The 24,645-nt window shown below is 67.5% G+C and carries 26 protein-coding genes; 13 read left to right on the forward strand and 13 right to left on the reverse strand.

The features are described 5' to 3' along the window. Positions 1 to 71: 71 nt before the first annotated feature. Both ACV7GQ_RS07790 and acs read right to left on the reverse strand, forming a co-directional pair. Entirely contained in the window at positions 72 to 1,148 is a 1,077-nt protein-coding gene (locus ACV7GQ_RS07790; RefSeq protein ID WP_470312944.1) for a phosphotransacetylase family protein, read from the reverse strand. Then, positions 1,145 to 3,250, reverse strand: a complete 2,106-nt coding sequence (acs, locus tag ACV7GQ_RS07795; protein ID WP_470312945.1) for an acetate--CoA ligase alpha subunit — start codon at positions 3,248 to 3,250, stop codon at positions 1,145 to 1,147. Before acs ends, ACV7GQ_RS07790 begins: the two co-directional genes overlap by 4 nt. Positions 3,251 to 3,422: 172 nt before the next feature. Between acs and ACV7GQ_RS07800 the strand changes: the two genes are divergently transcribed. From ACV7GQ_RS07800 to dpsA, 3 genes are all read left to right on the forward strand, one after another. Beyond that, positions 3,423 to 3,800 carry a DUF8048 family protein gene (locus ACV7GQ_RS07800; RefSeq protein ID WP_470312946.1) on the forward strand — a complete coding sequence of 126 codons (378 nt, stop codon included), beginning with the start codon at positions 3,423 to 3,425 and terminating at the stop codon, positions 3,798 to 3,800. A gap of 225 nt (positions 3,801 to 4,025) precedes the next feature. Then, complete coding sequence (locus tag ACV7GQ_RS07805) at positions 4,026 to 4,790, forward strand: spondin domain-containing protein (RefSeq protein ID WP_470312947.1); 765 nt, start codon at positions 4,026 to 4,028, stop codon at positions 4,788 to 4,790. A 152-nt stretch (positions 4,791 to 4,942) separates the two neighbouring features. Next, positions 4,943 to 5,488: a DNA starvation/stationary phase protection protein DpsA gene (dpsA, locus tag ACV7GQ_RS07810; protein WP_470312948.1), complete on the forward strand. Its 546-nt coding sequence runs from the start codon at positions 4,943 to 4,945 to the stop codon at positions 5,486 to 5,488. Between the two features lie 85 nt (positions 5,489 to 5,573). On the opposite strand, the gene ACV7GQ_RS07815 is transcribed toward dpsA, so the two are convergent. Beyond that, on the reverse strand, positions 5,574 to 5,732 hold the full coding sequence (locus tag ACV7GQ_RS07815) for a hypothetical protein (RefSeq protein WP_470312949.1): 159 nt from the start codon (positions 5,730 to 5,732) through the stop codon (positions 5,574 to 5,576). A gap of 92 nt (positions 5,733 to 5,824) precedes the next feature. On the opposite strand from ACV7GQ_RS07815, the gene ACV7GQ_RS07820 reads away from it, so the two are divergent. The 3 genes from ACV7GQ_RS07820 (at position 5,825) to ACV7GQ_RS07830 (ending at position 7,487) form a co-directional block, all read left to right on the forward strand. Beyond that, on the forward strand, positions 5,825 to 6,409 hold the full coding sequence (locus ACV7GQ_RS07820) for a DUF7547 family protein (protein ID WP_470312950.1): 585 nt from the start codon (positions 5,825 to 5,827) through the stop codon (positions 6,407 to 6,409). Between the two features lie 70 nt (positions 6,410 to 6,479). Further along, complete coding sequence (locus tag ACV7GQ_RS07825) at positions 6,480 to 6,962, forward strand: HTH domain-containing protein (protein ID WP_470312951.1); 483 nt, start codon at positions 6,480 to 6,482, stop codon at positions 6,960 to 6,962. A gap of 72 nt (positions 6,963 to 7,034) precedes the next feature. Further along, positions 7,035 to 7,487 carry an HTH domain-containing protein gene (locus tag ACV7GQ_RS07830; RefSeq protein WP_470312952.1) on the forward strand — a complete coding sequence of 151 codons (453 nt, stop codon included), beginning with the start codon at positions 7,035 to 7,037 and terminating at the stop codon, positions 7,485 to 7,487. Here the strand turns inward: ACV7GQ_RS07830 and ACV7GQ_RS07835 are convergent. The 6 genes from ACV7GQ_RS07835 to ACV7GQ_RS07860 all read right to left on the reverse strand — a co-directional run bounded on the left by ACV7GQ_RS07835 (position 7,466) and on the right by ACV7GQ_RS07860 (position 13,011). Then, positions 7,466 to 7,834 carry a Zn-ribbon domain-containing OB-fold protein gene (locus ACV7GQ_RS07835; protein WP_470312953.1) on the reverse strand — a complete coding sequence of 123 codons (369 nt, stop codon included), beginning with the start codon at positions 7,832 to 7,834 and terminating at the stop codon, positions 7,466 to 7,468. The two genes, ACV7GQ_RS07830 and ACV7GQ_RS07835, sit on opposite strands and share 22 nt — an antisense overlap. Continuing rightward, complete coding sequence (locus tag ACV7GQ_RS07840; RefSeq protein ID WP_470312954.1) at positions 7,831 to 8,982, reverse strand: thiolase family protein; 1,152 nt, start codon at positions 8,980 to 8,982, stop codon at positions 7,831 to 7,833. The genes ACV7GQ_RS07835 and ACV7GQ_RS07840 overlap by 4 nt, the downstream gene beginning before the upstream one ends. Positions 8,983 to 9,044: 62 nt before the next feature. Beyond that, on the reverse strand, positions 9,045 to 9,866 hold the full coding sequence (locus tag ACV7GQ_RS07845) for a DUF7551 domain-containing protein (RefSeq protein ID WP_470312955.1): 822 nt from the start codon (positions 9,864 to 9,866) through the stop codon (positions 9,045 to 9,047). Position 9,867: 1 nt separating this feature from the next. After that, on the reverse strand, positions 9,868 to 10,701 hold the full coding sequence (locus ACV7GQ_RS07850; RefSeq protein ID WP_470312956.1) for an ABC transporter ATP-binding protein: 834 nt from the start codon (positions 10,699 to 10,701) through the stop codon (positions 9,868 to 9,870). Continuing rightward, positions 10,701 to 11,831: a FecCD family ABC transporter permease gene (locus ACV7GQ_RS07855; protein ID WP_470312957.1), complete on the reverse strand. Its 1,131-nt coding sequence runs from the start codon at positions 11,829 to 11,831 to the stop codon at positions 10,701 to 10,703. Before ACV7GQ_RS07855 ends, ACV7GQ_RS07850 begins: the two co-directional genes overlap by 1 nt. 19 nt (positions 11,832 to 11,850) lie before the next feature. Further along, on the reverse strand, positions 11,851 to 13,011 hold the full coding sequence (locus ACV7GQ_RS07860) for an ABC transporter substrate-binding protein (RefSeq protein WP_470312958.1): 1,161 nt from the start codon (positions 13,009 to 13,011) through the stop codon (positions 11,851 to 11,853). Between the two features lie 132 nt (positions 13,012 to 13,143). Here ACV7GQ_RS07860 and ACV7GQ_RS07865 point away from each other — a divergent pair, with 132 nt between their 5' ends. Next, positions 13,144 to 13,323: a DUF7836 family putative zinc-binding protein gene (locus ACV7GQ_RS07865; protein ID WP_470312959.1), complete on the forward strand. Its 180-nt coding sequence runs from the start codon at positions 13,144 to 13,146 to the stop codon at positions 13,321 to 13,323. Here the strand turns inward: ACV7GQ_RS07865 and ACV7GQ_RS07870 are convergent, their stop codons facing one another. The 3 genes from ACV7GQ_RS07870 to ACV7GQ_RS07880 are packed head-to-tail and all read right to left on the reverse strand — an operon-like array spanning position 13,324 to position 15,978. Next, a complete protein-coding gene (locus ACV7GQ_RS07870) occupies positions 13,324 to 13,653 on the reverse strand; it encodes a DUF8022 family protein (RefSeq protein ID WP_470312960.1) in 330 nt (109 codons plus the stop codon). It abuts the gene before it with no gap. Beyond that, entirely contained in the window at positions 13,653 to 15,233 is a 1,581-nt protein-coding gene (locus ACV7GQ_RS07875; RefSeq protein ID WP_470312961.1) for an acyl-CoA carboxylase subunit beta, read from the reverse strand. The genes ACV7GQ_RS07870 and ACV7GQ_RS07875 overlap by 1 nt, the downstream gene beginning before the upstream one ends. 1 nt (position 15,234) lies before the next feature. Beyond that, positions 15,235 to 15,978: a beta-ketoacyl-ACP reductase gene (locus ACV7GQ_RS07880; RefSeq protein ID WP_470312962.1), complete on the reverse strand. Its 744-nt coding sequence runs from the start codon at positions 15,976 to 15,978 to the stop codon at positions 15,235 to 15,237. 251 nt (positions 15,979 to 16,229) lie between these two features. Between ACV7GQ_RS07880 and ACV7GQ_RS07885 the strand changes: the two genes are divergently transcribed. From ACV7GQ_RS07885 to ACV7GQ_RS07910, 6 genes are read left to right on the forward strand one after another with little or no spacing between them, the layout of a single operon-like run. Beyond that, positions 16,230 to 17,393: an alpha-1 4-glucan-protein synthase gene (locus tag ACV7GQ_RS07885; RefSeq protein WP_470312963.1), complete on the forward strand. Its 1,164-nt coding sequence runs from the start codon at positions 16,230 to 16,232 to the stop codon at positions 17,391 to 17,393. Positions 17,394 to 17,435: 42 nt separating this feature from the next. Continuing rightward, positions 17,436 to 18,602 (forward strand): extracellular solute-binding protein, encoded by a 1,167-nt coding sequence (locus ACV7GQ_RS07890; RefSeq protein WP_470312964.1) that lies wholly within the window; start codon positions 17,436 to 17,438, stop codon positions 18,600 to 18,602. 1 nt (position 18,603) lies between these two features. Further along, positions 18,604 to 20,223, forward strand: coding sequence for an ABC transporter permease (locus ACV7GQ_RS07895; protein WP_470312965.1), 1,620 nt, complete (start codon positions 18,604 to 18,606; stop codon positions 20,221 to 20,223). Position 20,224: 1 nt separating this feature from the next. Next, a complete protein-coding gene (locus ACV7GQ_RS07900) occupies positions 20,225 to 21,361 on the forward strand; it encodes an ABC transporter ATP-binding protein (RefSeq protein WP_470312966.1) in 1,137 nt (378 codons plus the stop codon). Beyond that, complete coding sequence (locus ACV7GQ_RS07905; protein WP_470312967.1) at positions 21,358 to 23,364, forward strand: ArnT family glycosyltransferase; 2,007 nt, start codon at positions 21,358 to 21,360, stop codon at positions 23,362 to 23,364. The genes ACV7GQ_RS07900 and ACV7GQ_RS07905 overlap by 4 nt, the downstream gene beginning before the upstream one ends. After that, on the forward strand, positions 23,361 to 23,900 hold the full coding sequence (locus ACV7GQ_RS07910) for a gluconate 2-dehydrogenase subunit 3 family protein (protein ID WP_470312968.1): 540 nt from the start codon (positions 23,361 to 23,363) through the stop codon (positions 23,898 to 23,900). The genes ACV7GQ_RS07905 and ACV7GQ_RS07910 overlap by 4 nt, the downstream gene beginning before the upstream one ends. A gap of 1 nt (position 23,901) precedes the next feature. On the opposite strand, the gene ACV7GQ_RS07915 is transcribed toward ACV7GQ_RS07910, so the two are convergent. Beyond that, a complete protein-coding gene (locus tag ACV7GQ_RS07915; RefSeq protein WP_470312969.1) occupies positions 23,902 to 24,615 on the reverse strand; it encodes a dolichyl-phosphate hexose transferase in 714 nt (237 codons plus the stop codon). Positions 24,616 to 24,645 lie beyond the last annotated feature (30 nt).

Genomic DNA, 24,645 nt, shown 5'->3' on the forward strand with positions numbered 1-24,645 from the left:
GACTGGAGATATGTAAACTGACCGGCCAGAAGCCCGGGTATCAGGCTTTGTAACCGCAGGTGAAAGTGACCCTACTCCTCCAGCTGGAGGAGCGCGCTGACGTCGACCCCGTCGTCGAGCAGCGCCTGCATCCGTTCGACGGTGCTCTCGTCCCGCGTTCGGCCCGACCGGAGCACGTCCTCGACGCGGTCGATAGTCGTCCGCGTGTCGGACTGGACGAGCAGGATGGGGACGTTCTCGTCCTCCGCCCGACCGAGGACGGCGCTCGCCGGGCGCAACCCGCCGGTCAGCAGGAGCGCCTTGATGCCCGAGGCCTCGAGGGCCGCCGTCTGGACCTCCGAGCGGTCGCCGCCGGTGACCATCACCGCGTCGCGGGTGCGCCGGAACTGGTCGAGGGCGCTGTTGCCGCCCATCGCGCCGACGGTGAACCGCTCGACGTGGACGTCCGTCGACGCCTCGTTGGTGAGGACGTCGGCACCGAGGCTCCGGGCGAGGTCCTCGACCGTGATGCCGGCGAGTTCCTGGACGCGCGGGAGCGACCCGAACACGGGAACGCCGCGGCCTTCGAGGAACGGCAGGACGTCGTCGGCGAGCTCGTCCATCGCGGCGTCGGTGACGCCGTTGAACAGGACGCCGCCGAGGCGGTCACCGAGCGACCGGGCCGCGGCGAGCACCTCGTCGGCGTCACCGACTGTGGCGTAGCCACAGACGAGGAGGACCCGCGCGTCGAGCGCCTCGGCGATGTCGGCGTCGGTCAGGTCGACGATACCGCCGGTCTCGAGGCGGTCGCTCCCCTCGACGACCATCAGGTCGGTCCCCTCCGAGAGGGCCTGGAAGTTGTCGAGGACGCGACCCCGGAGCTCGTCCGGGTCCTCGCGGCCGCGGATGGCCTCCTGGACGAACGTCGGGGAGTAGACGATTGGCTCCATCTCGTGGACCTCCGCGTCCAGCCCGAGCAGCTCCCGGGCCAGCATCGGGTCCTCGTCGCGGGTCTTGCCGACCGCGCTCTGGAGGCGCGTCCCCTTCGGCTTCATGTACCCGACCTCGTTGCCGGCCTCCTGTGCCGACTTCGCGAGCGCGAGGGTGATTGCCGTCTTGCCGATACCTTCCTCCGTGGACGTGACGAGTAGCGTGTTCGAGTCGGTCATAGTTCCTCCTGGTCGAGGGTGAGCCGCAGGTCGACCGCCTGCACCCCGTCCGGGGTCGCGACGAGCGGGTTGATGTCCAGTTCGACGATGGCCGGGAAGTCCGTGACGAGCTGTGAGAGCCGCTGGATCGTCTCGACGAGGGCGTCCTCGTCGACCGGGTCGCGGCCGCGGGCGCCGCGCAGGAGCGGCGCGGAGTCGATGTCGTCCAGCATCTCTCTGGCCTCGGGTTCGCTCACGGGAGCGACTCTGACGGTGTTGTCTTCGAGGACCTCCACGAAAATACCACCGAGGCCGAACAGCAGGAGCGGGCCGAACTGCGGGTCACGATTCATCCCGAGGATGGTCTCGGTGCCCGAGTCGAGGTCGACCATCTCCTGTACCTGCACGCCGAGGACCGTGGCGTCCTGCTGGTAGTTACGCGCGCGGACGACGAGGTCTTCGTAGGTGTCCCGGACCTCCTCCGGCGGGACGCCGACCTCCACGCCGCCGATGTCGGACTTGTGGAGGATGTCCGGGCTGACTATCTTCATCACCACGTAGTCGCCGATCTCCTCGGCGAGTGCCTGTGCCTCGGTCGGCGAGTCGACGACGCCGCCTCGGGGGGTGGGGATGCCGTAGGCGTCGAGCAGTTCCATCGCCTCGACGCCGAGGCGGTTCGTGTCCCGCCGGGCCGCCGACTCCAGAATATCGCGGGCGCGCTCGCGGTCGACGTCGAAGGTCGTCGGGGCCTCGTACTCGCGGGCCTGTATCTCCCCGTAGTCCCGGAGCGCGTCCAGACTGTCCACAGCGCGCGCCGGGTCGAAGTAGTTGGGGATGCCGGCCTCGCTCAGGACGTCCTGGCCCTGGCCGACCGACTTCCCGCCCATCAGCGTCGTCGCGATAGGCATCTCGGCTTCCTGCTGTTTCTCCACGACGACGTCGGCCAGTTCCTCGAAGGAGAGCACGGCGGTCGGGCAGGCGACGACGACGGCCATCGAGACGTTGTCGTCCTCCAGCACCGTCTCCAGCGCTATCTCGAAGCGCTTCGCCGGCGCGTCGCCGATGATGTCGACGGGGTTGTAGATGTTGGCCTCGTCGGGCATCGTCTCGCCGAGTCGCTCGAGCGTCTCGTCCTCGAACTCCGCCAGCGTGAGGTCCGAGTCGCCGACGGCGTCGGTCGTCATCACACCCGGGCCGCCGGCGTTCGTGACGATGGCTATCTCCTCGCCGTCGGGGAGCGGTTGCCCAGAGAGAATCTGTGCGAAGTCGAACAGCTCCTGGACGGACTCGACGCGGAGGGTCCCGGCCTGTTCGAGGCCGGCCTCGTAGGCTCGTTCCGACCCGGCCATCGCCCCGGTGTGGGAGGCGGCGGCCGAGGCCCCCGCGTCGGTGCGCCCGGACTTCACGAGGACGATGGGGGTGTCCTGGGTCACCTCGCGGGCCGTCCGGATGAACTTCTCGCCGTCTTCGATGTCCTCCAGGTAGCCGAGGATGACGTCGGTGTCCGGGTCCTCGCCCCACTCGGCGACGAAGTCGCCCTCGTCGAGGATGGCCTTGTTCCCCAGCGAGACGATGTCCTTGAACCCGACGTCGCGTTCGGCGGCCCAGTCGAGGACGGCGGTGACGAACGCCCCCGACTGGCTCATGAAGGAGATGTCCCCCTCGGTGGCCATCTCGTTGCCGAAGGTGGCGTTCAGTCCCTTCGGCGTCGACATGACGCCGAGGCTGTTGGGGCCGACGAGGTTGAGGTCGTACTCCTCGGCCGCGGCCCGGAGGTCGCGCTCACGGGCCGCTCCCTCGCTCCCGGTCTCGCCGAACCCGGCGGTGATGACGACGACGTTGTCGATGCCGGCCGCACCGGCCTCGCGGATGGCGTCGACGGCGACGTTCGGTGGTACGACGACCACGGCGACGTCGATGGTCGCCGGCGCCTCGACGTCGCCCACCTCGTCGTAACACCGGAGTCCCAACACCTCGTCTTTGTACGGGTTGACCGCGACGACCTCCCCGTCGAACGATTCGAGCAGGTTCGACGTGATGGCGCGGCCGACCGACCCCTCGGAGTCGGTCGCACCTATCACGGCGACCCGTTCCGGCGCAAACAGCGTCGATAGTCGTCCCATTCCTCTAGTCGTGAGTAACGGACACTCGGGCAAATAACTGCCGAGGTAATCCCAGAGAACGGGAATATGAGTGTTTAATCGGGAGATTCTGCGGTTTTCGAACTGACACGAGTGGCGCGGGTGGTCGAGCCACAGCGGGGTGTTTTTGCCCGTCGGCGGCGAAGCACCGCCGATGACCGATACGGAGTCGCTGGCCGTGTTCGACGTGGCGGTGATTCGGACCGTCGCCGACGAGAACGGCGTGCCCGAGACGGACCTGCGCGAGGCGCTGGCAGCCCACCAGCGGACGATGGCCGAGAACCCCGGCGTCGAAGACCTCGTGTACGAGTGGCGCAAGCGGTTCGACGACCCCGTCCTCCACCGCACGCCCGAGGTGTTCGTCCTCGGCGTCCCGCCGACCGTCTGGGAGGAGTTCCGCGAGTACATGGACCTCGAAGCGGACGTCTTCACCGCCCTCACGGCCGTCCATCAGGAGCAGACGCTCCGGACCGACGAGGTAGCCGTCGAGGAGATATCGCCGGACCACGTCGCAATCTTCGTGACACGCTAGCCGGCAGCGGCTAAGCCGCCGTTATCGACGGACCGTGCGAACGCGCGGCCCGGCCGTCTGAGGACGAATAAGGCGACCGTAGCGCGCGGCAAGCGCGAGATATCGTCTCGCGACGTCGGACGGCCGACGATACCGACGCAATTACAAACGGGGTCTGCTCCCTCGGCGGCGGTGGAGGACAGCGATGCTACCGACAGACCCACCCACCTATCGAGGGACCGCGCCATGACCCAGGAACCGACTGTGACCAGACGCCGGGCGCTCGCGCTCGCTGGCGGGACGCTCGGCGCGCTCGCACTGGGCAGTTCGACGGTGCTTGGACAGCGAGACGACGGGCGTGACGGCAGCCGAACCTACCGCGTCACGGTGGCGAATCTGACACGCGGCCAGCCGTTCACACCCCCCGCGGTCGTCGCTCACCGGTCGAGCGTCGAGGTTTTTTCGGTGGGCGACGAGGCGAACAGGCCGACCAGACAACTCGCGGAGAACGGTGACCTCGGTCCGTTCTCGGACCTCATCGAAGACACGAACGCCATCCGGGGGGCCGCCGTGGGCGACTCCCCTCTCGTCCCCGAAGCGGACCCCGGCGGGACGGACCTGCCGTACTACACCGAACTCGAACTGTCGGCCGATTCGAGCGCCGAGCACCTCACGTTCGTCAGCATGCTCGTGGCGACGAACGACGGTATCGTCGGTCTGGACACCGTCCCGTTGCCCGACCGCGTCAACGAGTCCCGGACCTACTACGCCAACGGCTACGACGTTGGTACCGAGGAGAACACCGAGCTGTTCGAGGACCTCGTCCCGCCAGCGAAGACGCTCATCATCGGTGGCGAGCCCGAGGGGACCACGCGGAGCGACTCCGACATCTCCGAGGACGACGTCATCCGACCGCACCCCGGTATCGAGGGCGTGGGCAACCTCCCGCCCTCGGTGTACGACTGGCGCGAACCGGCCGCCTATCTGCAGGTCGAGCGAGTCGAGTCCTGACAGGCCGCGACGCGGACCCGGATTTCGGGTGGTCACAGAGACGCGAACACGAATTAGAGGGGGCGATACGAGAAATAGATTTTCGGTAAACCAAAAATCTGTTTTCCGTGAGGGAAGTTTTAAGTATGTCCCGTGAGTAAGTATGGACGCTTATGGCCACTCAGGAACACGTCCGGAAGCAGTTCGGCGAGGTCGAAGAGAACGAACTCCGACTCGACCGGGAGAAGTCCGAACAGATCATCGACGCGCTGAACCAGGATCTGGCGGACGCGTACACGCTGTATCACCAGCTGAAGAAGCACCACTGGAACGTCGAGGGTGCGGAGTTCCGTGACCTGCACCTCTTCCTCGGCGATGCCGCGGGCAACGTCGAGGCCGCCGCCGACGAGATAGCCGAGCGGGCGCAGGCGCTCGGCGGCGCACCCATCGCCGGTGGAGCCGAGCAAGCCGAACACGCGAGCGTGGAGTACGAGGGGCAGGACGTCTACGACATCCGCACGTCGCTGCACAACGACCTCCAGATGTACGGCGACATCATCGAGTCGCTCCGCGACCACATCGAGCTCGCCGAGAACCTCGGGGACCACGCGACGGCCCAGATCCTCCGCGAGATTCTGGTCGAGACGGAGGAGGACGCCCACCACATCGAACACTACCTCGAGGACGACACCCTCGTCGTCGAGGGCGCGATGGACTGAGACGGACGGTCGTAGTTCGTCTTGCGGTCGCTCACAGTATCGAAACGACGCCAGACGTGGCGAGAACCGATTTTCTTCTGGAGAACTACCGACGGAGGTCGACGGTGAGGTCGGTGGCTATCCACCCTTCTTTGTTGCCGTCTTCGGTGAACACTGTCCTGTCCTTGACGCTCTCGTGGGTGGTGACGTTCGGGCGGTCCGCTTCGGCGTCTGTGACCTCGCCGTCGTCCGTCTGCGATGGCATTGATTGAGATTAGGCCCCCCTAAAGCAAAAAGGGTTTTGGTTGGCCTAATCGTCGCGGCGAACTTTTGTACCTCACACTGCAAGGTCCGGGCATGAGCGCCAGTTCCGGGGACGACATCACCGCCCTCCTCACGGACCTCGTCCGGACGCTACAAGACCTGGAGACCGAAGTGGAACCGACCACGGAGAGCGGTCGGCCCCGTCCGCCGACGCCGAAGGAGCTGCTCCGGTTCACCAGCGACGTGACCATCCCGGCGGCCATCCTCGTCCTGAAGACGAACATCGAGGCGCTGAAGCTCCTGCGCCGTGCGCTCCGGATGGCAGAGGGCCGTCCGACGTCGACCGGGTCCGGCGCCAGCGAGGTGCGTCGCCGGGCCACGACGCTGAGCAAAGCCACGCTCGCCCGTCTGGACGACGCACTCACCGACCTGCAGGACGCCGTCGAGGGCCGGCCCCAGGACGAGGACGCCCGCCGCCTCCTCGAAGAGGCGCGCGAACTGCGGTCGGACCTCGCCGACCAGTTGGCCGAGACGGGGGACGACGGTTCCGCCGGAGGTCAGTTCGATGGCTCCGAGGTCCCCGTCGACGTCGACGCCGAACTCGAGTCCATCAAGGACGACATCGAGGGTGCCGAAGACGGGAGTGCCGACGGCGACGACGAGAGCGGTGACCTGTGAGCACCGACCCACAATAGTAATCTGAAAAACATAATGTTTTATTATTTCACAGCCGCATGTGACAGTACCGATGCAGCAGACAGAGTGTCCAACGACGCGTCGGGCGGCACTGTTCGTCAGGGCTGAACTACCGACACCGACCCAGCGGCGGCGGGCGGCCGTCGAGTCACAGCTGCAGGACCTCCAGTGCAGCGGCGTCCTCGACGAGTTCGAGACGACGAACTGGGAGAAGCGCATCCCCCTCCGCGGGGCCGGCGAGTGCCTCGAGCGAGCCCGGTACAACGAGTTCGCGGACTGGGCCGGCGAGGCGGGCGTCTGTCTCAGTCCGTTCTTCGACGTTCGACTGTGTTACAGCGCCGAGACGGGCGAGCGCCGGAGGGCGCTCGTGCTCCCCGCCATGTGTCTCGCCGTCTACGAGGACGGCGAACTGACACGGGTCGCGCCCCGGAGCGAGGACGGGACGCCGACGTCCATCGGCGACTGTCTCGCCGCGCTGGGAACCGACGAACTGCCGGCCACCGCCGGCCAGACCACCGCATCGACGGCCGACTGACGATGCCGGGTACGTACACCGATACGGCTATCTCCGCGACCGACGTAGGACACTCACTTGGTGTACGATACCATGAACCACACTCGTCGGGTGACCGTGTACCTTCGGTCACCCGTCCCTGACGAAACCGAGCGGCGACAGGCGAGCGTCCTCGGGCGAACCGACTCGCTCCGCCAGCAGGGGCTTCTCGACGGCGTCGACGTCGCGTACTGGCACCGTCTCTCGACCGGCGGCGACCCCAGCGAGTCCGAGGACATCGCCGCGATGGAGGCCTGGGCGGCGGCACACGACTGCTCGCTCGCCCCGACGTTCGACCGGCACGAGCGACACAGCGCGTTCACCGGGGACGATTCGGTCGTCACGCTGCCGGTCGTCTGTCTCGCCTACTGGGAGGACGGCGAACTCGCCGGCGTCTATCCGCACGCGGGCCCGTGTGGCCACTGTACGGTGGCCGACGGGCTCGACAGAATCGAATCGGCGCTGCGAAGCGGCGAGCCGCTAGCTCACACCGGGTCCCAGCGGTAACCGCCCCAGTCCTGACTCTCCGGGTTCTCCCGCTTGAGGCCGACGTCCGGGTCACGCAGCTCCTCGACGTACACCGGTTCCACCTCGTCGCCCGTCTCGACCTCATCGGTCGTCACCTGACCGAGCGCACGTACCGCGTCGCCGTCGACGTCGAACTCCACGATGGCGAGCGTGTTCGGTTGCCGGACGCCCGGCGGGGTCGCCGTCGACGTCGTCCACGTGACGACCTCCGCTGTCTGCTCGGAGAGGTCGAGCGTCTCTTCTTGCGGTTCGCCACACTCCGGACAGCGCGGGTGCGTGGGGTACGAGACGTGACCGTTCGGACACTTGCCTGCTTCGAGCGTCATTCTGCGGCCTCCATGATGGTGGTGATGACACAGTTGCCAAAGCCACCGACGTTACACGCGAGCGCCGTCTCCGCGTCGACCTGTCGCGGCCCGGCCTCGCCGACGAGCTGTTCGTATATCTCGACGCCCTGTGCGACGCCGCTGGCACCCAGCGGGTGCCCCTTCGACTTCAGACCGCCGGAGGTGTTGATGGGGAGTTCGCCGTCCTTCGCGGTGGCGCCGTCCATCGCCATCTCCCAGGCGGTCCCCTGGTCGGCGACGCCGATGCCCTCGAGCTGGAGGAACTCGAGGATGGTGAACATGTCGTGGAGCTCGGCCACGTCGAGGTCCTCGGGCCCGAGACCGGACATCTCGTAGGCCTCCCGACTCGACTCGACGACGCCGCCCATGACCGTGGGGTCCTCGCGCTCGTGGACGACGTGGGTGTCGGTCGCACCGCCGATTCCCGAGACGACGGCGTACTCGTCGGTTATCTCCTTCGCCCGCTCCTCGGTCGTGAACATCATGGCGGCGCTCCCGTCCGTGATAGGACAGAAGTCGTACAGGCGGAGCGGGTCGGCGATGATGGGCGAGTCGAGCGCCTGTTCGACGGTGATCTCCTTCTGGAACTGCGCGTTCGGGTTGTCGACGCCGTTCCGGTGGTTCTTCACCGCCACCCGCGCGAGCGCCTCCCGCGGAGCGTCGAACCGTTCGAGGTAGTGCCGCGCGGTCATCCCGGCGAAGGACGGCAGCGTCACGCCGTGTTTGTACTCGGCGGGATGCGTGATCGAGGCGATGATGTCCGTCGCTTCGCCCGTCGTCTTGTGGGTCATCTTCTCCCCGCCGACCAGGAGCGTCATCTCGCTGGCGCCCGAGGCGACGGACTGCCAGGCCTCGTAGATGCCCGCCCCGCCCGAGGAGGACGTCTGGTCGACTCGTTCGCTGTACGCCGGCAGGACGCCGAGGTCGTGTGCCAGCGCGTTCATCACGCCCGTCTGGCCCTCGAACTCGCCGCTCGCCATGTTCGAGACGTACAGGTGCTCAACGTCTTTCGGTGTGACGCCGGCGTCGTCGAGGCACTCTTCGCCCGCTTGCGCGAGGAGTTCCTGAATCCAGGCGTCACGCTGCCCGAACTTCGTCATCGACGCACCGATTACTGCGACTCCCATGTGTGGCCACACTCAGCGGGGTAGTGTATTGGTTACGGTGCCACCAACCGACCGGGACGAGACTACGCGACGGGCGTGATCGCGAGGCCCGACCTCGCGGGCGTCCCGACCGTCGACACGTCCAGCCGCCACCCGTCGTCGACCCGTTCGGCGGCGACGAAGGCCGGCGGCACGCCGGTCCGCCGGAGCAGTTCCACGGCGACGGGCAGGACCGGACAGCGACCGCCGTCGAGCGACGGCCGGTAGCCCGTGAGCGTGACCCGGTACTGGCCCGCGCGGTGGCGCGGCGTCGAGTCGACGGTGAACGAGTCGACGAGGTCACAGGACTGGAGCGTGGTGAGCGTCCCCCGGAGCGGTCGGTCGTCGGCCGGCTGCCGGGGGAGCCTGCCGGCGGCGGCCGCGAGGACGGTCGCCTGCTCGTCCGGCGTCAGCAACGCGTCGATAGCCGTCGCGGTGCTCTCGAGCATGGACAGACAGAGTCGGTCCCTGTCCTCGGTCGTCTCGGCGGCGTCGAGGTACGTGTCCATGACACGCCGCTCGACGCGCCCGTACCGGTCCGAGAGCGTCTCGAACAGCGCGGCGGCGACCCGGTGACAGTACGCCGGCAGCGACTGTGGCACCGTGGCCGTGGCCGTCGAGGCCGGGGTGGTCTGGGAGACGACGAGACCGTGGACGGCGACGTGCGGGTCGTACCGCCGGAGCGCGGTCCGGTAGGCGGTCGCGACGCTCGCGGCCTCCGCCGCAGTCTCCCTGTCGGGGAACTGCGCGCCGGTCACCGGGACCGGCGAGTCTCCGGTCCGGGCGCTGCGGACGCGGTAGGGGCCGACGGCGACGCTCAACTCCTCGATGCGCGCCCGGATGTCCGCAAGCGTGCGCCCCACCATATCAGAGAGACCGCTTCGGAAGTATCTCGGGGTTGGGCGTGTACCGCACCGCCGCCTCGACCTCGAACACGTCACGGAGGAGGTCCTCGGTCACGACGTCGGTCGGCGGCCCCCAGTCGTACACGCTCCCGTCGTCCAGCGCGATGAGGTAGTCGGCGAACCGCGCCGCCTGCGCGATGTCGTGGAGGACCACCACGACGGTCACGTCCCGCTCCTCGTTCAGTCGGGTCACCGTCTCCATCACGCGGAGCTGGTGGTGCAGGTCGAGGAACGTCGTCGGTTCGTCCAGCAGGAGGACGTCGGTGTCCTGGGCCAGCACCATCGCGATGAACACCAGCTGCTTCTGGCCGCCGGAGAGGTTCCCGACCGGCTCTCCCCGGAGGGCCTCGACGCCAGCGAGGTCGATGGCACGGTCGATGGCTGCGGCGTCGGACGCTCCCAGCGACTCGAAGAACCCGCGGTACGGGTACCGGCCGTGAGCGACGAGGTCCTCGACCGTCACCGTCTCGGGCGCGTCGTTCTCCTGCGAGAGATGGCCCAGTTCGCGGGCCAGCGCCTTCTGGTCGTAGGACTGGATGTCCTCGCCCTCCAGCAGCACCTCTCCCTCGTCGGGCTCGAGCTGTCGAGCGAGCGTCTTCAACAGCGTGCTCTTGCCGCTGCCGTTCGGGCCGACCAGCGCCGTTATCTCGCCGCGCGGCACGTCGATGCGGTCGACGGTGACGACGGGGTCGTCGGTGCTCGCGTAGCCGATCTCGAGGTCGGACCCGACCACGGCGCTGTCGGCCGGCTGTCCGTCCGCATCGGTCGTCGGGTCGTCCGTGTCTGGTGCCTGCATCAGAGCTCACCGAGGTGTCGTTGTTTGCGCATCAGGTAGAGGAAGTACGGCCCGCCCAGCAGTCCGGTGACGATACCGACCGGAAGCTGGATGGGCGACAGCGCGAGGCGCGCGCCCACGTCGGCGGCGGTCACCAGCGCCGGTCCGGCGAAGACACACCCGACCACGAGCCGGCGGTAGTCGGTGCCGACGATGTTGCGGACGAGGTGCGGGACGACGAGGCCGACGAAGCCGACCAGTCCCGCCACGGCGACGGAGATGGCCGTGGCGGCGATGGCCAACGCCGAGAGTCCGAAGCGCACTCGTTCGACACGCATCCCGAGCGAACTCGCGGCCTGTTCGCCGAGCAGGAGGACGTTCAGCTGCCGCGAGCCCGCCAGCGCGAGCGCCAGCGCGAGCACCGTCCACGGGAGCGCGAGTCGCACCTCGCTCCAGCTCGTCCCGGTCAGCGACCCCGTCAGCCACGACAGCGCGGTCTGGACGACGCCGGTGTTGCCCGCGAAGAAGAACAGCCCGGTCTGGAGCGACTGGCCGATGGTCGCGACGACGATGCCGGCGAGGATGAGCCGGACCGGGCTCGTCCCGTTCTGCCACGCGATGGCGTAGACGAGCAGGAACGCCGCCGTCCCACCGGCCGCGGCGACGAAGGGGAGGTACGACGAGAGGACCGGGACGAGGATGAGGACGACGAGGACAGCGAGCCCCGCCCCTGCCGAGACGCCGAGCACGTACGGGCTGGCGAGTTCGTTCCGGGTGACCGCCTGGAAGATGGCGCCGGCCACGGCGAGGTTCGCGCCGACCATCACGCCCACGAGGACGCGCGGGAGCCGTATCTTCCAGATGATGAGCGTCGTGTTGGCGACGTCGGGGAACTCGCCACCGAGCAGGAGGCCGGCCAGCACCCGCGGGTCCGTGACGATGGCGGGGTCGGTCAGCCCGCCGACCACCTCCGCCGGCGTCATCGGGTACGAGCCGTACCGGAGCTGGAGGAACGACGCGACGACGAACACGACGGCACTCCCGAGCGCGAGGAGCCCGAGTTGGCGGTCCAGCAGCGTGCGCCAGCCGTCAGAGACACTGCGCAGGCTGTCGCGGCCGGCCCCGCCGTCGCCGTGGGACTCGTGGGTCATCTGGTTGTGCGTCTCGGTTTCAGAAGTTCCCGTTTACGATATCGGACACGCGGCCGCGGTCGAACAGCGTCTCGTCGCTCGTCACCGCGCCGAACGTCTCGGGGAACAGCTGCTGGGCGGCGCGTTCGGTGAGGAAGAGGTTCTGTATCGGTCCCTGGTGGATGAACCCGCCACGGTAGACGCGACCGTTCTGGACGCAGGTGAGTTCACTCGCCACGTCGTGGTCCTTCATGTGGGCCAGCACCGTGTCCCGGAACTCTTCGGCGGACTTGCGCTCGTGGCCCCTGACCAGCAGCACGTCGGGGTCGATCTCCAGCATCGCCTCGTAGTCGATCTTGCCGCGGTCCGAGGTGCTGAGTCCGTCGATGCCCGTGCCGGCGAGCGCGTCGCCGACGCCGAGGTCGTGCCACTGCTTCTTGCTGGTCCCCTTGTCGGTGACGCGGTACGGGGAGAACTGCTCGGGTTTGTTCGCACCCGCGTACGTGAGCAGGACGTTCGGTCGCTCGCCGGCCGACGGGAGCTGGGTCTGGATGGTCGTGATGAACTCGTCGTGGAACGCCGCGAACTGTTCGTAGCGCTCGGTCGCCTGGAACAGGTGGGCCAGTTTCTCGAAGGCCTCGTACATCGTGTAGTACCGGTAGTCGTGCCACTCGTCCTCCCGGCGGAAGTTGAGGTTCCCGAAGAACGGCGCGACGTTCTCGCGAATCTCCTCGACGTCGCTCTCGGACCAGCCGAACCAGTTGATGAGCATGTTCGGGTCCATCAGGTGGACGTCGTTCTCCAGCGCGTAGAACGGCTCTTTCGGGATGGTGTCGCCCAGCAGCTCGTTCTCGGTGAGCGTCGACCGTGAGACGCCCACGCCGTCGAGTTCGTCGTAGACGTAGGTGTAGTACCGGTCGGCGTACCCGATGCCCGTGATGCCGTCGGCCCGTCCGAGCGCGACGGCCATGTCGGCGTAGGCGCCGTCGTAGGCGATCCACTTCTCCGGGACGGCCTCGAACGTCACCTCGCCCATCGGCTCCATCGACACCGAGTAGGAACTGCTCTCGGTCGTCGTCTCCGTCGACGATTCGGCCGTCCCGCTCTCCGTGGTCGATTCCTCGCCGCTACCCTGCGAACAGCCAGCGAGGAGTCCTGTGAGTGCGATGCCGCCAGTCTTCACGAAGTCGCGACGTTCCATGTATGGTTTTAGGCCGACCTAATCGTGATAAAGCTTCCTATCTTTAGGAGGCCCTAAACAATCGACCGGGTACGTTGTCGGACGGTGGCAATCCGCACAAAGTATATCACATCGCCCTGTCCAGACTCTCGTATGCAGGAGGCCTGGGTCCAACTGCAGTGCCCCGAGTGTGAGGCGAACTGGGAAGCGAACGTCGCCGACCTCTCCGACCCCGATACGACGTTCTCGTGCAAGGACTGCGGCCAAGAACGGCGCCTCGCGGAGTTCATGAAGACCGCTCGCGACCTCGAAGTCTTAGAACAGTTCGCGTAGTCAGTACCGCGCCCGCGCCGCCGTCTTCCACTCGTCGCCCGGTTCGACGTTCGCCGGGCGACGTCGTCGTCCGAACCGCTCCAGCCGACCGGCCAGTTTCCACGCGTCGACGTGCTCGGTCGGTTGCTCGCTCGCGGCGGCCGCGGCGGCCGCACGCTGTCGGTCTGTGAGGTGTGCGCCGACGGCGGCGGTGATGGCGGCCGCCTGCGAGGTCGTCGCGTCGTCCGGTATCGAGACGGCGAGTTCGCCGTCCTCGACGGTGACGGTCACCGTCGCCGGCGCCTCGTCGGCGGAGCCCTCGGTCGCCTCGTGTGGTTCGCGCGAGGACATCAGAGCGGGATGTTGCCGTGGTCTTTGGGCGGAGTGTCCTCGCGCTTGCGCTGGAGCAGGTCCAGATCGTCGATGAGGCGCTTTCGCGTGTCCTTCGGTTCGATGACGTCGTCCAGATAGCCGCGCTTGGCCGGGCCGTATGGGTGGGCGAACTCCTCGCGGAAGTCGTCCATCAGCTCCTGTCGTTTCGCGTCGGGGTCGTCCGCGTTGGCTATCTCCTTGCGGTAGAGGATGTTGACGGCCCCGCGCGGCCCGAGGACGGCCATCTCTGACCCCGGCCACGCGTAGTTGACGTCGCTCCCGAGGAACTTCGAGGACATGACGATGTAGGCGCCCCCGTAGGCCTTCCGGACGACCACCGAGAGCAGCGGCACCGTCGCCTCGGCGTAGGCGTAGATGAGTTTCGCGCCGCGGCGGATGATGCCGTTGTGCTCCTGGTCGGTGCCGGGCATGAACCCGGGCACGTCCACGAAGGTGAGGATGGGGATGTTGAACGAGTCACAGAACCGGACGAACCGCGCGCCCTTCTCGGCGGCGTCGATGTCCAGCGTCCCGGCGCTCACTCGCGGCTGGTTCGCGACGACGCCGACCGACCGGCCGTCCATCCTGGCGAACCCGGTGATGACGTTACGCGCCCAGTTGCCGTGGACCTCGAAGAACGACTCCTCGTCGACGATACGCCCGACGACCTTGCTCATGTCGTAGGGCTTGCGCGGTGCCGAGGGAACGATGTCGGTGACCTCGGGCACCTCGCGGTCCGGTTCGTCCCACGGCTTGACCCGGGGTGGGTCCTCCATGTTGTTCTGCGGGAGGTAGGAGAGGAGGCGGCGGATGTTCTCCAGTGCCTCCTCCTCGGAGGGGTACGAGAAGTGGGCGACCCCGGACTTCGTGGAGTGCGAGCTGGCCCCGCCGAGCTCCTCTTTGGACACCTGTTCGCCGGTGACCGTCTCGATGACGTCCGGGCCGGTGATGAACATGTGACTGGTGTCCTGCACCATGAACGTGAAGTCCGTCAGCGCCGGCGAGTAGGTCGCACCGCCGGCACACGGCCCCATGATGGCCGAAATCTGTGGGATGAGGCCGCTCGCCTTCGTGTTGCGCTCGAATATCTTCGCGAACCCGACCAGCGAGTCGACGCCCTCCTGGATGCGTGCACCGCCGGAGTCGTTCAGCCCGATGACGGGGACGCCGTTCTCGATGGCCTTGTCCATCACCTTGCAGATCTTGTCAGCGACGACCTCGCCGACGGAGCCGCCGAGCACGGTGAAGTCGTGGGCGAAGAGGAACACCTTCCGGCCGTCCACCTCGCCGTAGCCCGTGACCACGGCGTCGCCGGCGTAGCGCTTCTCCTCCATCCCGAAGTTGGTCGAGCGGTGTTCGACGAACGGGTCGACCTCGTTGAACGACCCGTCGTCCACGAGGAAGTCGATGCGCTCGCGGGCGGTCATCTTGCCCTTCTCGTGCTGGGCCTCGATGCGAGCCTCGCCCCCGCCGAGTTCGGCCTGCCGCCGTTTCTCGCGCAGTTCCTCGACCGGGTCTGACGCCGTCTCGTCCTCGTCTGGTTCTTCCTGTTGACTCATGTTACCACTCCATCCCGCCGTTGACGCCGAGTACCTGTCCTGTCATGTAACTGGACTCCTCGCTGGCGACGAACCGAACGATGCCCGCGATGTCCTCCACGGTGGCGAAGCGGTCCAGCGGAATCTCGCGGAGAATCTTCTCCTGGACTCGCTCCGGGACCTCCTCCAGCATGTCCGTCTTGACGAACCCCGGTGCGACGCAGTTTGCCGTCGACCCCGTGTGCGCGAGTTCGAGGGCGAGCGTGCGCGTGAAGCCGAACAGCCCGGACTTCGTCGTCGCGTAGTTCGCCTGCCCGATGTTCCCCTGCTGGCCGACGACGCTGGAGATGTTGATGAGACGGCCGTGTTCGGCCCCCTTGATGTCGTCGTAGAACGCGTCGGTGCAGTTGAACACGCCCCCGAGGTTGACGTCGACGACCGTGTCCCAGTCCTCGCGGGTCATGTTCTCGAACTTCTTGTCGATGGTGATGCCCGCGTTGTTGACGAGGACGTCCGCCGGACCGAACTCGTCGGCCACCTTCTCGCGCATGGCGGTCACCTCGTCGGGTTTCGCGACGTCGGCCTGTGCGGCGATTGCCTCGCCGCCCTCCTCACGGATGCTCTCGACGACGGCCCGCGCTTCCGCCTCGGAGGAACGGTAGTTGACCACGACGTTCGCGCCGTTTCGACCGAGGTCCTTCGCGATGCCGCGTCCGATGCCGCGTGACGACCCTGTGACCACGCAGGTCTGGTTGTCGAGGTTCATGGGTCTCCGTCCTGACCCCCGTTGCTTGATGCACTCATCTCTCACTAGGAGGCCAGAGCACAGCCAAATAATAGTTCGCCTTAGACGCCTTTAATCGCCGTCGGGTGAATATAATCACCTTGGGTGGCGTTGCCATCGTGATACTGCGGTTACAGACTCACGTGGGAAGCATATCGGGTCTAAGCGGGGTTCAGTCGACACCGAGCGATAACGACAGTCTCTTTAGGCCGCCCTAAAGAATGGGGAACACGATGAGCGAAGACATCTGTGTCGTGGTGCCGACGATACGGAACCACGAGTGCATGCGCCAGTACTTCGAGAACGCCCGCGCCCACGGGTTCGACCTGGACAGACTGTTCGTGGTCCTCGTCACGGAGGACTTCTGTGACACCGACGCCATGGCCGAGATGCTGTCTGAGGAGGGCGTCTCCGGCGCCGTCTTCGACGGGGAGGCACGCGAGGCGTGGTTCGAGGACCAGGACGTCGCGGAGTACGACCACCTGATTCCCGCGGCCAGTCACGCTCAGACCTCCTTCGGACTGCTGTACCTCTGGGCCAACGACTTCGAGTACGGCGTGTTCATCGACGACGACACGCTCCCGCACGACGACGTCGACTTCTTCGGTACGCACATGGAGAACCTCGCCTTCGAGGGCGAGATAGAGACCGTCAGTTCCGACGAGGACTGGGTGAACGTCCTCTACCAGAACGAGGACGACCACGGCCTCTACCCCCGCGGGTACCCCTACGCGGCAATGGACGAGTCGGTGTCGACGACGACCACCGAAGTCGACGACGTGGTCGCCTCGCAGGGCCTCTGGACGAACGTCCCCGACCTCGACGCCGTCCGCATCCTGATGGACGGCGACCTGCAGGGGCAGGCCCAGACCCGGACCGAGGCGGCGGACTTCGACGGCGATTTCGTCGCCGCAGAGGGGAACTACCTCACCGTCTGCTCGATGAACCTCGCATTCCGCCGGGAGGTCGTCCCGGCGTTCTACCAGCTACCGATGGACGACAACGAGTGGGACGTCGGCCGCTTCGACGACATCTGGTCGGGCCTGTTCCTCAAGCGCGCCTGTGACGTCCTCGGCAAGCAGATATACAACGGCGACCCGCTCTGTGAGCACAACAAGGCGCCGCGGTCGACGTTCTCCGACCTCACCAACGAGGTCCACGGCCTCGAACTCAACGAACACGTCTACGAGGAGATAGACGCCGTGGGCGACGACGCCGACTCCTACGCCGAGGTGTTCGAGGCGATGGGCCAACGCCTCGCGGACGGCGACTACGAGGACTGGGAGAACGGGGCGTTCCTCAACTACTGTGGGGAGTTCATGCTCGACTGGCTCGACTGCCTCGACGAACTGGCGACGGGCGAGACAGAGCGCGTGCCTGCGGCAGCCGACGACTGAAACACAAACCATTTAGGCAAACCTAAAACAATACTACTAACGATGACTGACTCTCACGACGACGCGGCGAAGACGTCGCGACGGCGGTTCCTCGCGCTCGGTGGCGCGTCGGCCGCCACCGCGATCGCTGGGTGTTCCAACCTCTCTCTGGGTGGCGACCAGAACGGCGGCAGCGGGGCGGTCACGCTGTCGGACTTCCGGGGCTCGGGCCCGCTAGTCCAACAGCGGTCCACGCCCGGCGGCACGTCCATCGAGGACCTGCCCGACCTCGACGGTGAACTGACCCTGTACCTCGGCGGCGGCGAGGGCGGCCTCTATCTCGACCTCGTCCGCCTGTTCGAACAGCGGTACGAGAACTTCACGACCAGCCACCGGCTGGAGTCGTCGAGCGACCTCGCCAACACCATCATCGAGGAGACCGAGGCGGGCGCGAGTCCCGCCGACGTGTTCATGTCCATCGACGCCGGGTCGCTCGGCGCCGTCGCAAACGCCGGGGCGACGGCGTCGCTCCCGGACGAGGCACTGTCGGCGGTGCCGGAGGGCTTCCAGGACAGCCAGGGCCGCTGGGTCGGCATCGCCGGCCGCGCCCGTGCGGTGCCGTACAACACGAACCAGCTGTCGGCGTCCGACATCCCCGATACGGTGCAGGCGTTCCCCGAGACGTCGGCGCTCGAGGGCGCGATGGGGTGGGCGCCCACCTACGGGGCGTTCCAGTCGTTCGTCACCGCGATGCGGCTCATCCGGGGCGACGCGGAGACCAAGTCGTGGCTGGAGGCGATGCAGGACCACGGCGTCTCCGAGTACCCCGACGAGTTCCGCGTCTCGAACGCCGTCGCCGACGGCGAGCTCCGCGCTGGCTTCGCGAACCACTACTACTCGCTGCGGGTCCGCGCGGCCCGCGAGAACGCTCCGCTGTCGCTGGCGTTCACGCAGGGCGACGCCGGGGCGCTCGTCAACGTCTCGGGCGTCGAGATAATCGACGGCACGGACAACACCGAACTCGCACAGAACTTCGTCAGACACGTTCTCTCCTCGGAGGCACAGGAGTTCTTCGCCACGCGGACCTTCGCCTACCCGATGATCCCCGGCGTCGAACCGGTCGGTGACCTCCCGCGTGTCGACGAACTGAACCCGCCGGACATCGACCTGAGCGAACTCGCCGACATCGGCGGCACCGTGGACCTGCTCCGAGAGGCCGGCGTACTGTAACATGGGCGCACGCGACCAGTACGAGCGGATTCGGGAACGGGCGGCGGGCACGGAGAGCCAGTCGCCCGTCTCCGTCGGGCTCGTCGTGGTCGCGCTCGGCCTCGCCGGCCTGCTCGTCTCGCCGCTCGCGTGGGTGCTCCTGCGAGCGGCCGAGATTCAGCCGGCCAGGGCGGTCCAGCTCGTCACCAGCGAGACGACGGTCTCGGTCACGCTGAACACCGTCACGCTCGTCGCCGGCGTGACCACCGCGTCGGTGACGATCGGCGTGCCGCTGGCGATTCTGACCGCACAGACCGACCTCCCGTTCAAGCGGTTCTGGACCATCACCGCCGCCCTGCCGCTCGTCGTGCCGAGCTACATCGGCGCGTTCGCGTTCGTCTCCGCGTTCGGTCCGCGCGGCGTGCTCGCCAAACAGCTCGCCCCGCTGGGCATCGAACGGATTCCGACCATCTACGGGCTCCACGGCGCGGTGCTCGTGTTGACGCTGTTCACGTACCCCTACGTCTTCCTCACGACCCGGGCGGCCCTGCTCTCGTTCGACGGCACCGTCGTCGAGGCCGCCCGGTCGCTGAACCACACTCGCTGGGAGGCGTTCCGCCGCGTCACGCTCCCGCAGATCATGCCGGGCATCGCCGCGGGCGCCCTTCTGGTCGCGCTGTACACGCTGTCCGACTTCGGCACGCCCGCGATAATGCAGTACGACGTGTTCACCCGGATGATATACAACGAGTTCGGGGCCCGTCGACTGGACTACGCCTCGGTGCTCTCGATACTGCTGCTCGTGTTCGCGCTCGCCATCCTCGCCGTCGAGTCCCGCATCAACGCCGGACGTGACGGCGCCTACGTGAGCAGCGGCGCGCGCCGACCCGGACAGATAGCGCTGGGCTACTGGAAGGTGCCCGCCGTCCTGTTCTGTCTCGCCATCGCGAGCCTGTGTCTGGTGTTGCCTGTCGCCATCCTCCTCATGTGGCTCGTCCGGTCGGGGACCGGCTACGGCGCCGCCGGGTTCGTCTTCGAACTGTCCTACGTCACCAACACGGTGACGCTCGCCCTCGCCGCGGCGACGGTGTCCGTCGTCGCCGGACTGCCGATCGCGTATCTCGCCGCTCGCGGCCGGGGCCCGCTGTCGTCGATTCCCGAACGGGCGAGCTACGTCGGCTACGCGGTGCCGGGCGTCGTGCTGGGGCTCGCCCTCGTCTACCTCGGCCTCCGGTTCGTCCCGTTCCTCTACCAGAGCGTCGTGATACTGGTGTTCGCCTACGTGGTCCGCTTCCTCCCGCAGGCGATCGGGACGACGGAGTCGTCGATTCTGCAGGTCGACCCGGGCTACATCGAGGCCGCGCGGTCGCTCGGCTACAGCCCGCTGTCCGCGTTCCGGCAGGTCGTCCTGCCGCTCGTCGCGCCGGGGTTGGCGGCGGGGGCGGCGCTGGTCTTCCTGACGACGATGAAGGAATTGCCGGCAACGCTGATGTTACGACCGACGGGCTTCGAGACCATTGTAACGTACATCTGGCTCGTCCAGGACGCCGGGTACTACGGCCAGTCCGCCGTGCCGGCGCTGATTCTGGTCGCCGTCTCGGGACTCTCGATGCTCGTCATACTCAGACAGGAGCGGAGATAACATGGCAAAGGAAAAATCGAAACAACGGCTCTCGGAGTTCGAAACGGTCGAAACGGCGGTATCGGACCCCGAACAGACTGTCCTCCGGATGGAGGGCGTGAGCAAGGACTACGGGCAAGAGATGGCCGTCGAGAACCTCTCGCTGGACGTCAAAGACGGCGAACTGCTGACCCTGCTCGGACCGTCGGGGTGCGGGAAGACGACCACCCTGCGGATGATCGCCGGACTGGAAGAACCGACGAACGGCACCATCACCATCGCCGACGAGACGGTGACCGGCGACGCCGACGGCGCGTTCCGGAAACCGGAGGAGCGCGACGTCGGCATCGTCTTCCAGGACTACGCCCTCTTCCCGCACCTCTCGGTCGCCGAGAACATCGCCTTCGGCCTGACGGAGATGGACGAGGTCGACACGGAGCGACGGGTCGACGAACTCCTCGACCTCGTCGACCTGGAGGCCCACCACGACAAGATGCCCAGCCAGCTATCCGGCGGGCAGCAACAGCGGGTCGCGCTCGCGCGCTCGCTGGCGCCGGAACCGGACGTCCTCCTGCTCGACGAGCCGTTCTCGAACCTCGACGTCCGCCTCCGCGTCGAGATGCGCGAGGAGGTCCGCAAGATCCTGAAGCGGGCGGGTGTCACCGCCATCTCGGTGACCCACGACCAGGAGGAGGCGCTGTCTATCAGCGACCGCGTGGCCATCATGAACGACGGCAACATCGCACAGGTCGGCGACCCGGCGAAGGTGTTCGAGAACCCCGAGAGCCGCTTCGTCGCCAGCTTCCTCGGACAGGCGAGCTTCCTCTCCGCGCGCGTGACAGACGAGCAGTTGGAGACCGGACTCGGCTCGTTCGACCTCGAACTGCTCAACGGCCCGATAGAGGCCTACGACGGCGCGATGATTGACGTCCTCGTCCGCCCGGACGACCTCCAGGCGGTTCCGACCAGCGAGCCGAAGGCCGACGGCTACGTCGTCCACAGACAGTACAACGGCCCCTCGTTCATCTACCGGGTCGAACTCCACAGCGGCGACGTCGTCCACTGTATGCACAACCACGTCGAAACGTTCGAGGCCGGCCAGCCAGTCGAAGTCGACCTCGCCGCCGACCACGAACTGGCCTGGTACCCCGCTGAATGAAGCGGCTGCGGCGACCGGAGGTGCAGGCCGCGGTCGTCGCCGTCCTGGGCGGGCTCGCCGTCTTCGCCCTCTCGCACGTCGTCTTCCCGTACCACACGAGCAACCACGACGAGGCCGTCTATCTCCAGCAGGCCGCGATGTTGCTGGAGGGGCAGCTGTTCCTCCAGCCCCCCGTCGACGGCGTCTTCCGCCCGTGGTTCTTCGTCGAGAGCGAGCGCGGCCTCTACTCGAAGTACACGCCGGTCCCGGCGGCGATGTTCGCGCTCGGGGAACTGCTCGGTGGGTACCGCGTCGCCCTCGGGCTGGTGGCGACGGGCGTCCTCGCGGGAACGTACCACACCGTCCGCGAGGCGTTCGACCGCCGGACCGGCGTCGTGGCCAGCGCGCTCATGCTGGCGTCGCCGCTGTTCCTCGTCGACGCCTCGGTGTTTCTCTCCTACGTGCCGGCGACGTTCTGGAACCTCGCGTTCGCCGCCAGCTACCTCCACGCCGACCGGACCGGGAGCCGTCGGACGGGGGCCATCGCCGGTGTCTGCGTCGGCCTCGCGTTCTTCACCCGGCCGTACACCGCGGTGCTGTTCGCGACCCCGTTCGTCCTCCACGCGCTCTGGTCGCTCCGGACGCTGGAGCGTGCCGTGGTCGAACGAGTCGGCCTCACCGCGACCTTCGGCCTCGGCGGCGTCCTCCTGGCGGTGGCCTACAACGTCCTCACCACGGGCGACCCGCTCGTGTTCCCCTACCAGGCGTTCGCACCGAACGACGGCCTCGGCTTCGGCGAACGGTCGATTCTGGGCTACTCCCGGGATTTCACGCCGGCGCTCTCGCTCGCGGCCAACACCGAACTGCTCTGGAAGTTCGCGACGCGGTGGCTGGTCGCGGGCCCGCTCGGGACGTTGGCCGCCGCGGTCGGTCTCGTCACCGTCCGGAGACGCGGGTTCGACGCCCGGCAGCTGGCGCTCGGCGGCGTCTTCCTGACGGTCCCGCTGGGGAACCTCTACTTCTGGGGGACCGTCAACATGTTGGGCTCACTCTCGGACCCCACGGACGGCCTCGTCCGGTTCCTCGGCCCGTACTACCACGTCGACCTGCTCGTCCCGGCCACTGCCTTCGCCGCCGTGGGCGTCCTCTGGACGGCCGACCGCCTGCGAGCGACGGTCGAGCGGCGCGTCGCTCCCGAGCGCGTCCGGCCCGCACTCCTCGCGCTCGCGCTCGTCTGTGGTGCGGCGGTCGGCGGCGGTGCGACGGTCGTCGCCGCCGCCGAACCGGTCGAGGACAACTTCACCGTCACCCAGCAGTACGAACAGGCCTACGCCCCCTTCGAAGAGCGGGACCTCTCCGACGGCGTCGTGTTCCTGCCGACGCCGTACGGCGACTGGCTGAACCACCCGTTCCAGCCGCTGCGGAACGACCCTGGGTTCGACGGCGACACCGTCTACGCCATGCAGGACCGGCAGTTCGCCGTCGTCGAGGCCTATCCCGACCGGCGCTACTACCGATACGGGTACCGGGGGCAGTGGACTCCCTACCTCGGTCGGGCGGTCGAACCGACCGTACAGCGCGTCCGGCACGCCGAGGGGGAGACGGTGACCACGACAGTCGACGCCACGGTCCCGGACCAGGCGGTACTCACCTCTATCCGGCTCACCAACGGGGCAGAGAACGCCTACACCACCATCAGCGGGACGGACCCGCTCGCCCTCAGGCTGGTGACCGACGCCGACAGCACCCGTCTTCGCGGGACGGGAGTGAACGGCACCGTCGCGGTGCCCACGCCGGACCGTGGGACGGTGACGCTGGTCGCCTTCGTCGACTACGGCACCGGGTCGGGATTCAAGTACCGGGTGGAGCTCCCGGTCGACCAGCGCTCGGGTCCGGTGCAGGCGCTCACCCCCCGACTCGAGGTGTGCTGGTCCGAACGACGGTGTGGGGGAGAGGCGGCCTACGTCCCCGGCAGTCACCGGTACGGCATCGAGATGAACGTCACTGTGGAGGCGACAGCATGAGCGGGTACGAACTGACGAGACGGGACGCACTGAAGGCCCTCGGAGCGGCCGGCATCACCGTGGGCGGCGGTGTCGCCGCGCTGTCGTTGGGCGACGAGTCCGACGACGGGACCGACTTCGGTGACCACGAGCGGCGAACGTTCCGCGCCGTGGCGTCGCTCGTCTATCCGAGCGAGGTCGACGGGGTAGAGTCGTTCGTCGACGCCTACCTCGCGGGGCGACTCGACGACGACGCGGCCCGCGGCGAGGCGATGGCCGACGCCGTCGCCGCGCTCGACGAGTACGCCGACGAGTGGGAGGGCAGCGACTTCGTCTCTCTCGACGCGACCACGCAGGCGGAGACGCTCGGCGCGATGGGAGTCCGGATAGCGGCCCCGGACCCCGACGGCGACCCGCGACAGCGGGTCCGGTACTACCTCGTCAACGACCTGCTGTTCGCGCTGTACAGTTCGCCGACCGGGGGACGACTCGTCGGTATCGAGAACCCACAGGGCCACCCCGGCGGAACGGGAAGCTACCGCCGACCACCGGAGTAGCTCACCGGAACCGTTCTTCGAGGGCGACACGGACGATTGAGCCCGCTATCTCGAGGCCGCCCGAGAACGGGTCGAGTTTCGTCTCGCCCTTGCGCTCGTCGTACTCGATGGGGCGCTCGCGCACGTCGTAGCCACGCATCAGCGGCCGCATCAGCAGTTCCGCCGACAGGCCGGTGTTCTCGGTCCACTGAATCTTCTGGACGACTTCGCGCCGGTAGGCTCGCATCCCCGTTGTCGTGTCGTGGACGCGTTTGCCCATGAGGACGCTCGCCAGCAGCGCGAACAGCTCGTTTCCGAGCTTGTTCATATCGGGCATCGTCTCCGCGCCGTAGTAGAGCCGGTCGCCGCTCACGACGTCCGCCCCGTCGTTTATCTCGGCGAGGAAGTCGGGGAGCCGCTCCATCGGGTAGGTGTCGTCGCAGTCCGTCGTGACCACGACGGGGCGGTCGGGGGTCAGCACGGCCTCGCGGACGGCGACGCCGTACCCCTGGGGCTCCTGTTCGACGACGGTCGCACCGTGGTCGCGGGCTATCTCCGGCGTGCGGTCGCTCGACCCGTCGACGCAGACGACCTCCGCGCGGCCGTCGGTCACCTCGTCGATGTCCGAGAGGACCGTCCCGATGGCTTCGGCCTCGTTGTACGTGCCCATCACGACCGCCAGGTCGTCGAACGTGTACTCCGACGTGCGCTCCGCCGCCTGTCGCTGTGTACTCATTACAGACCACTCTCTGCTGCCGCCTCTTGA

This window comes from Haloarcula sp. MBLA0163 (genome assembly GCF_055632435.1).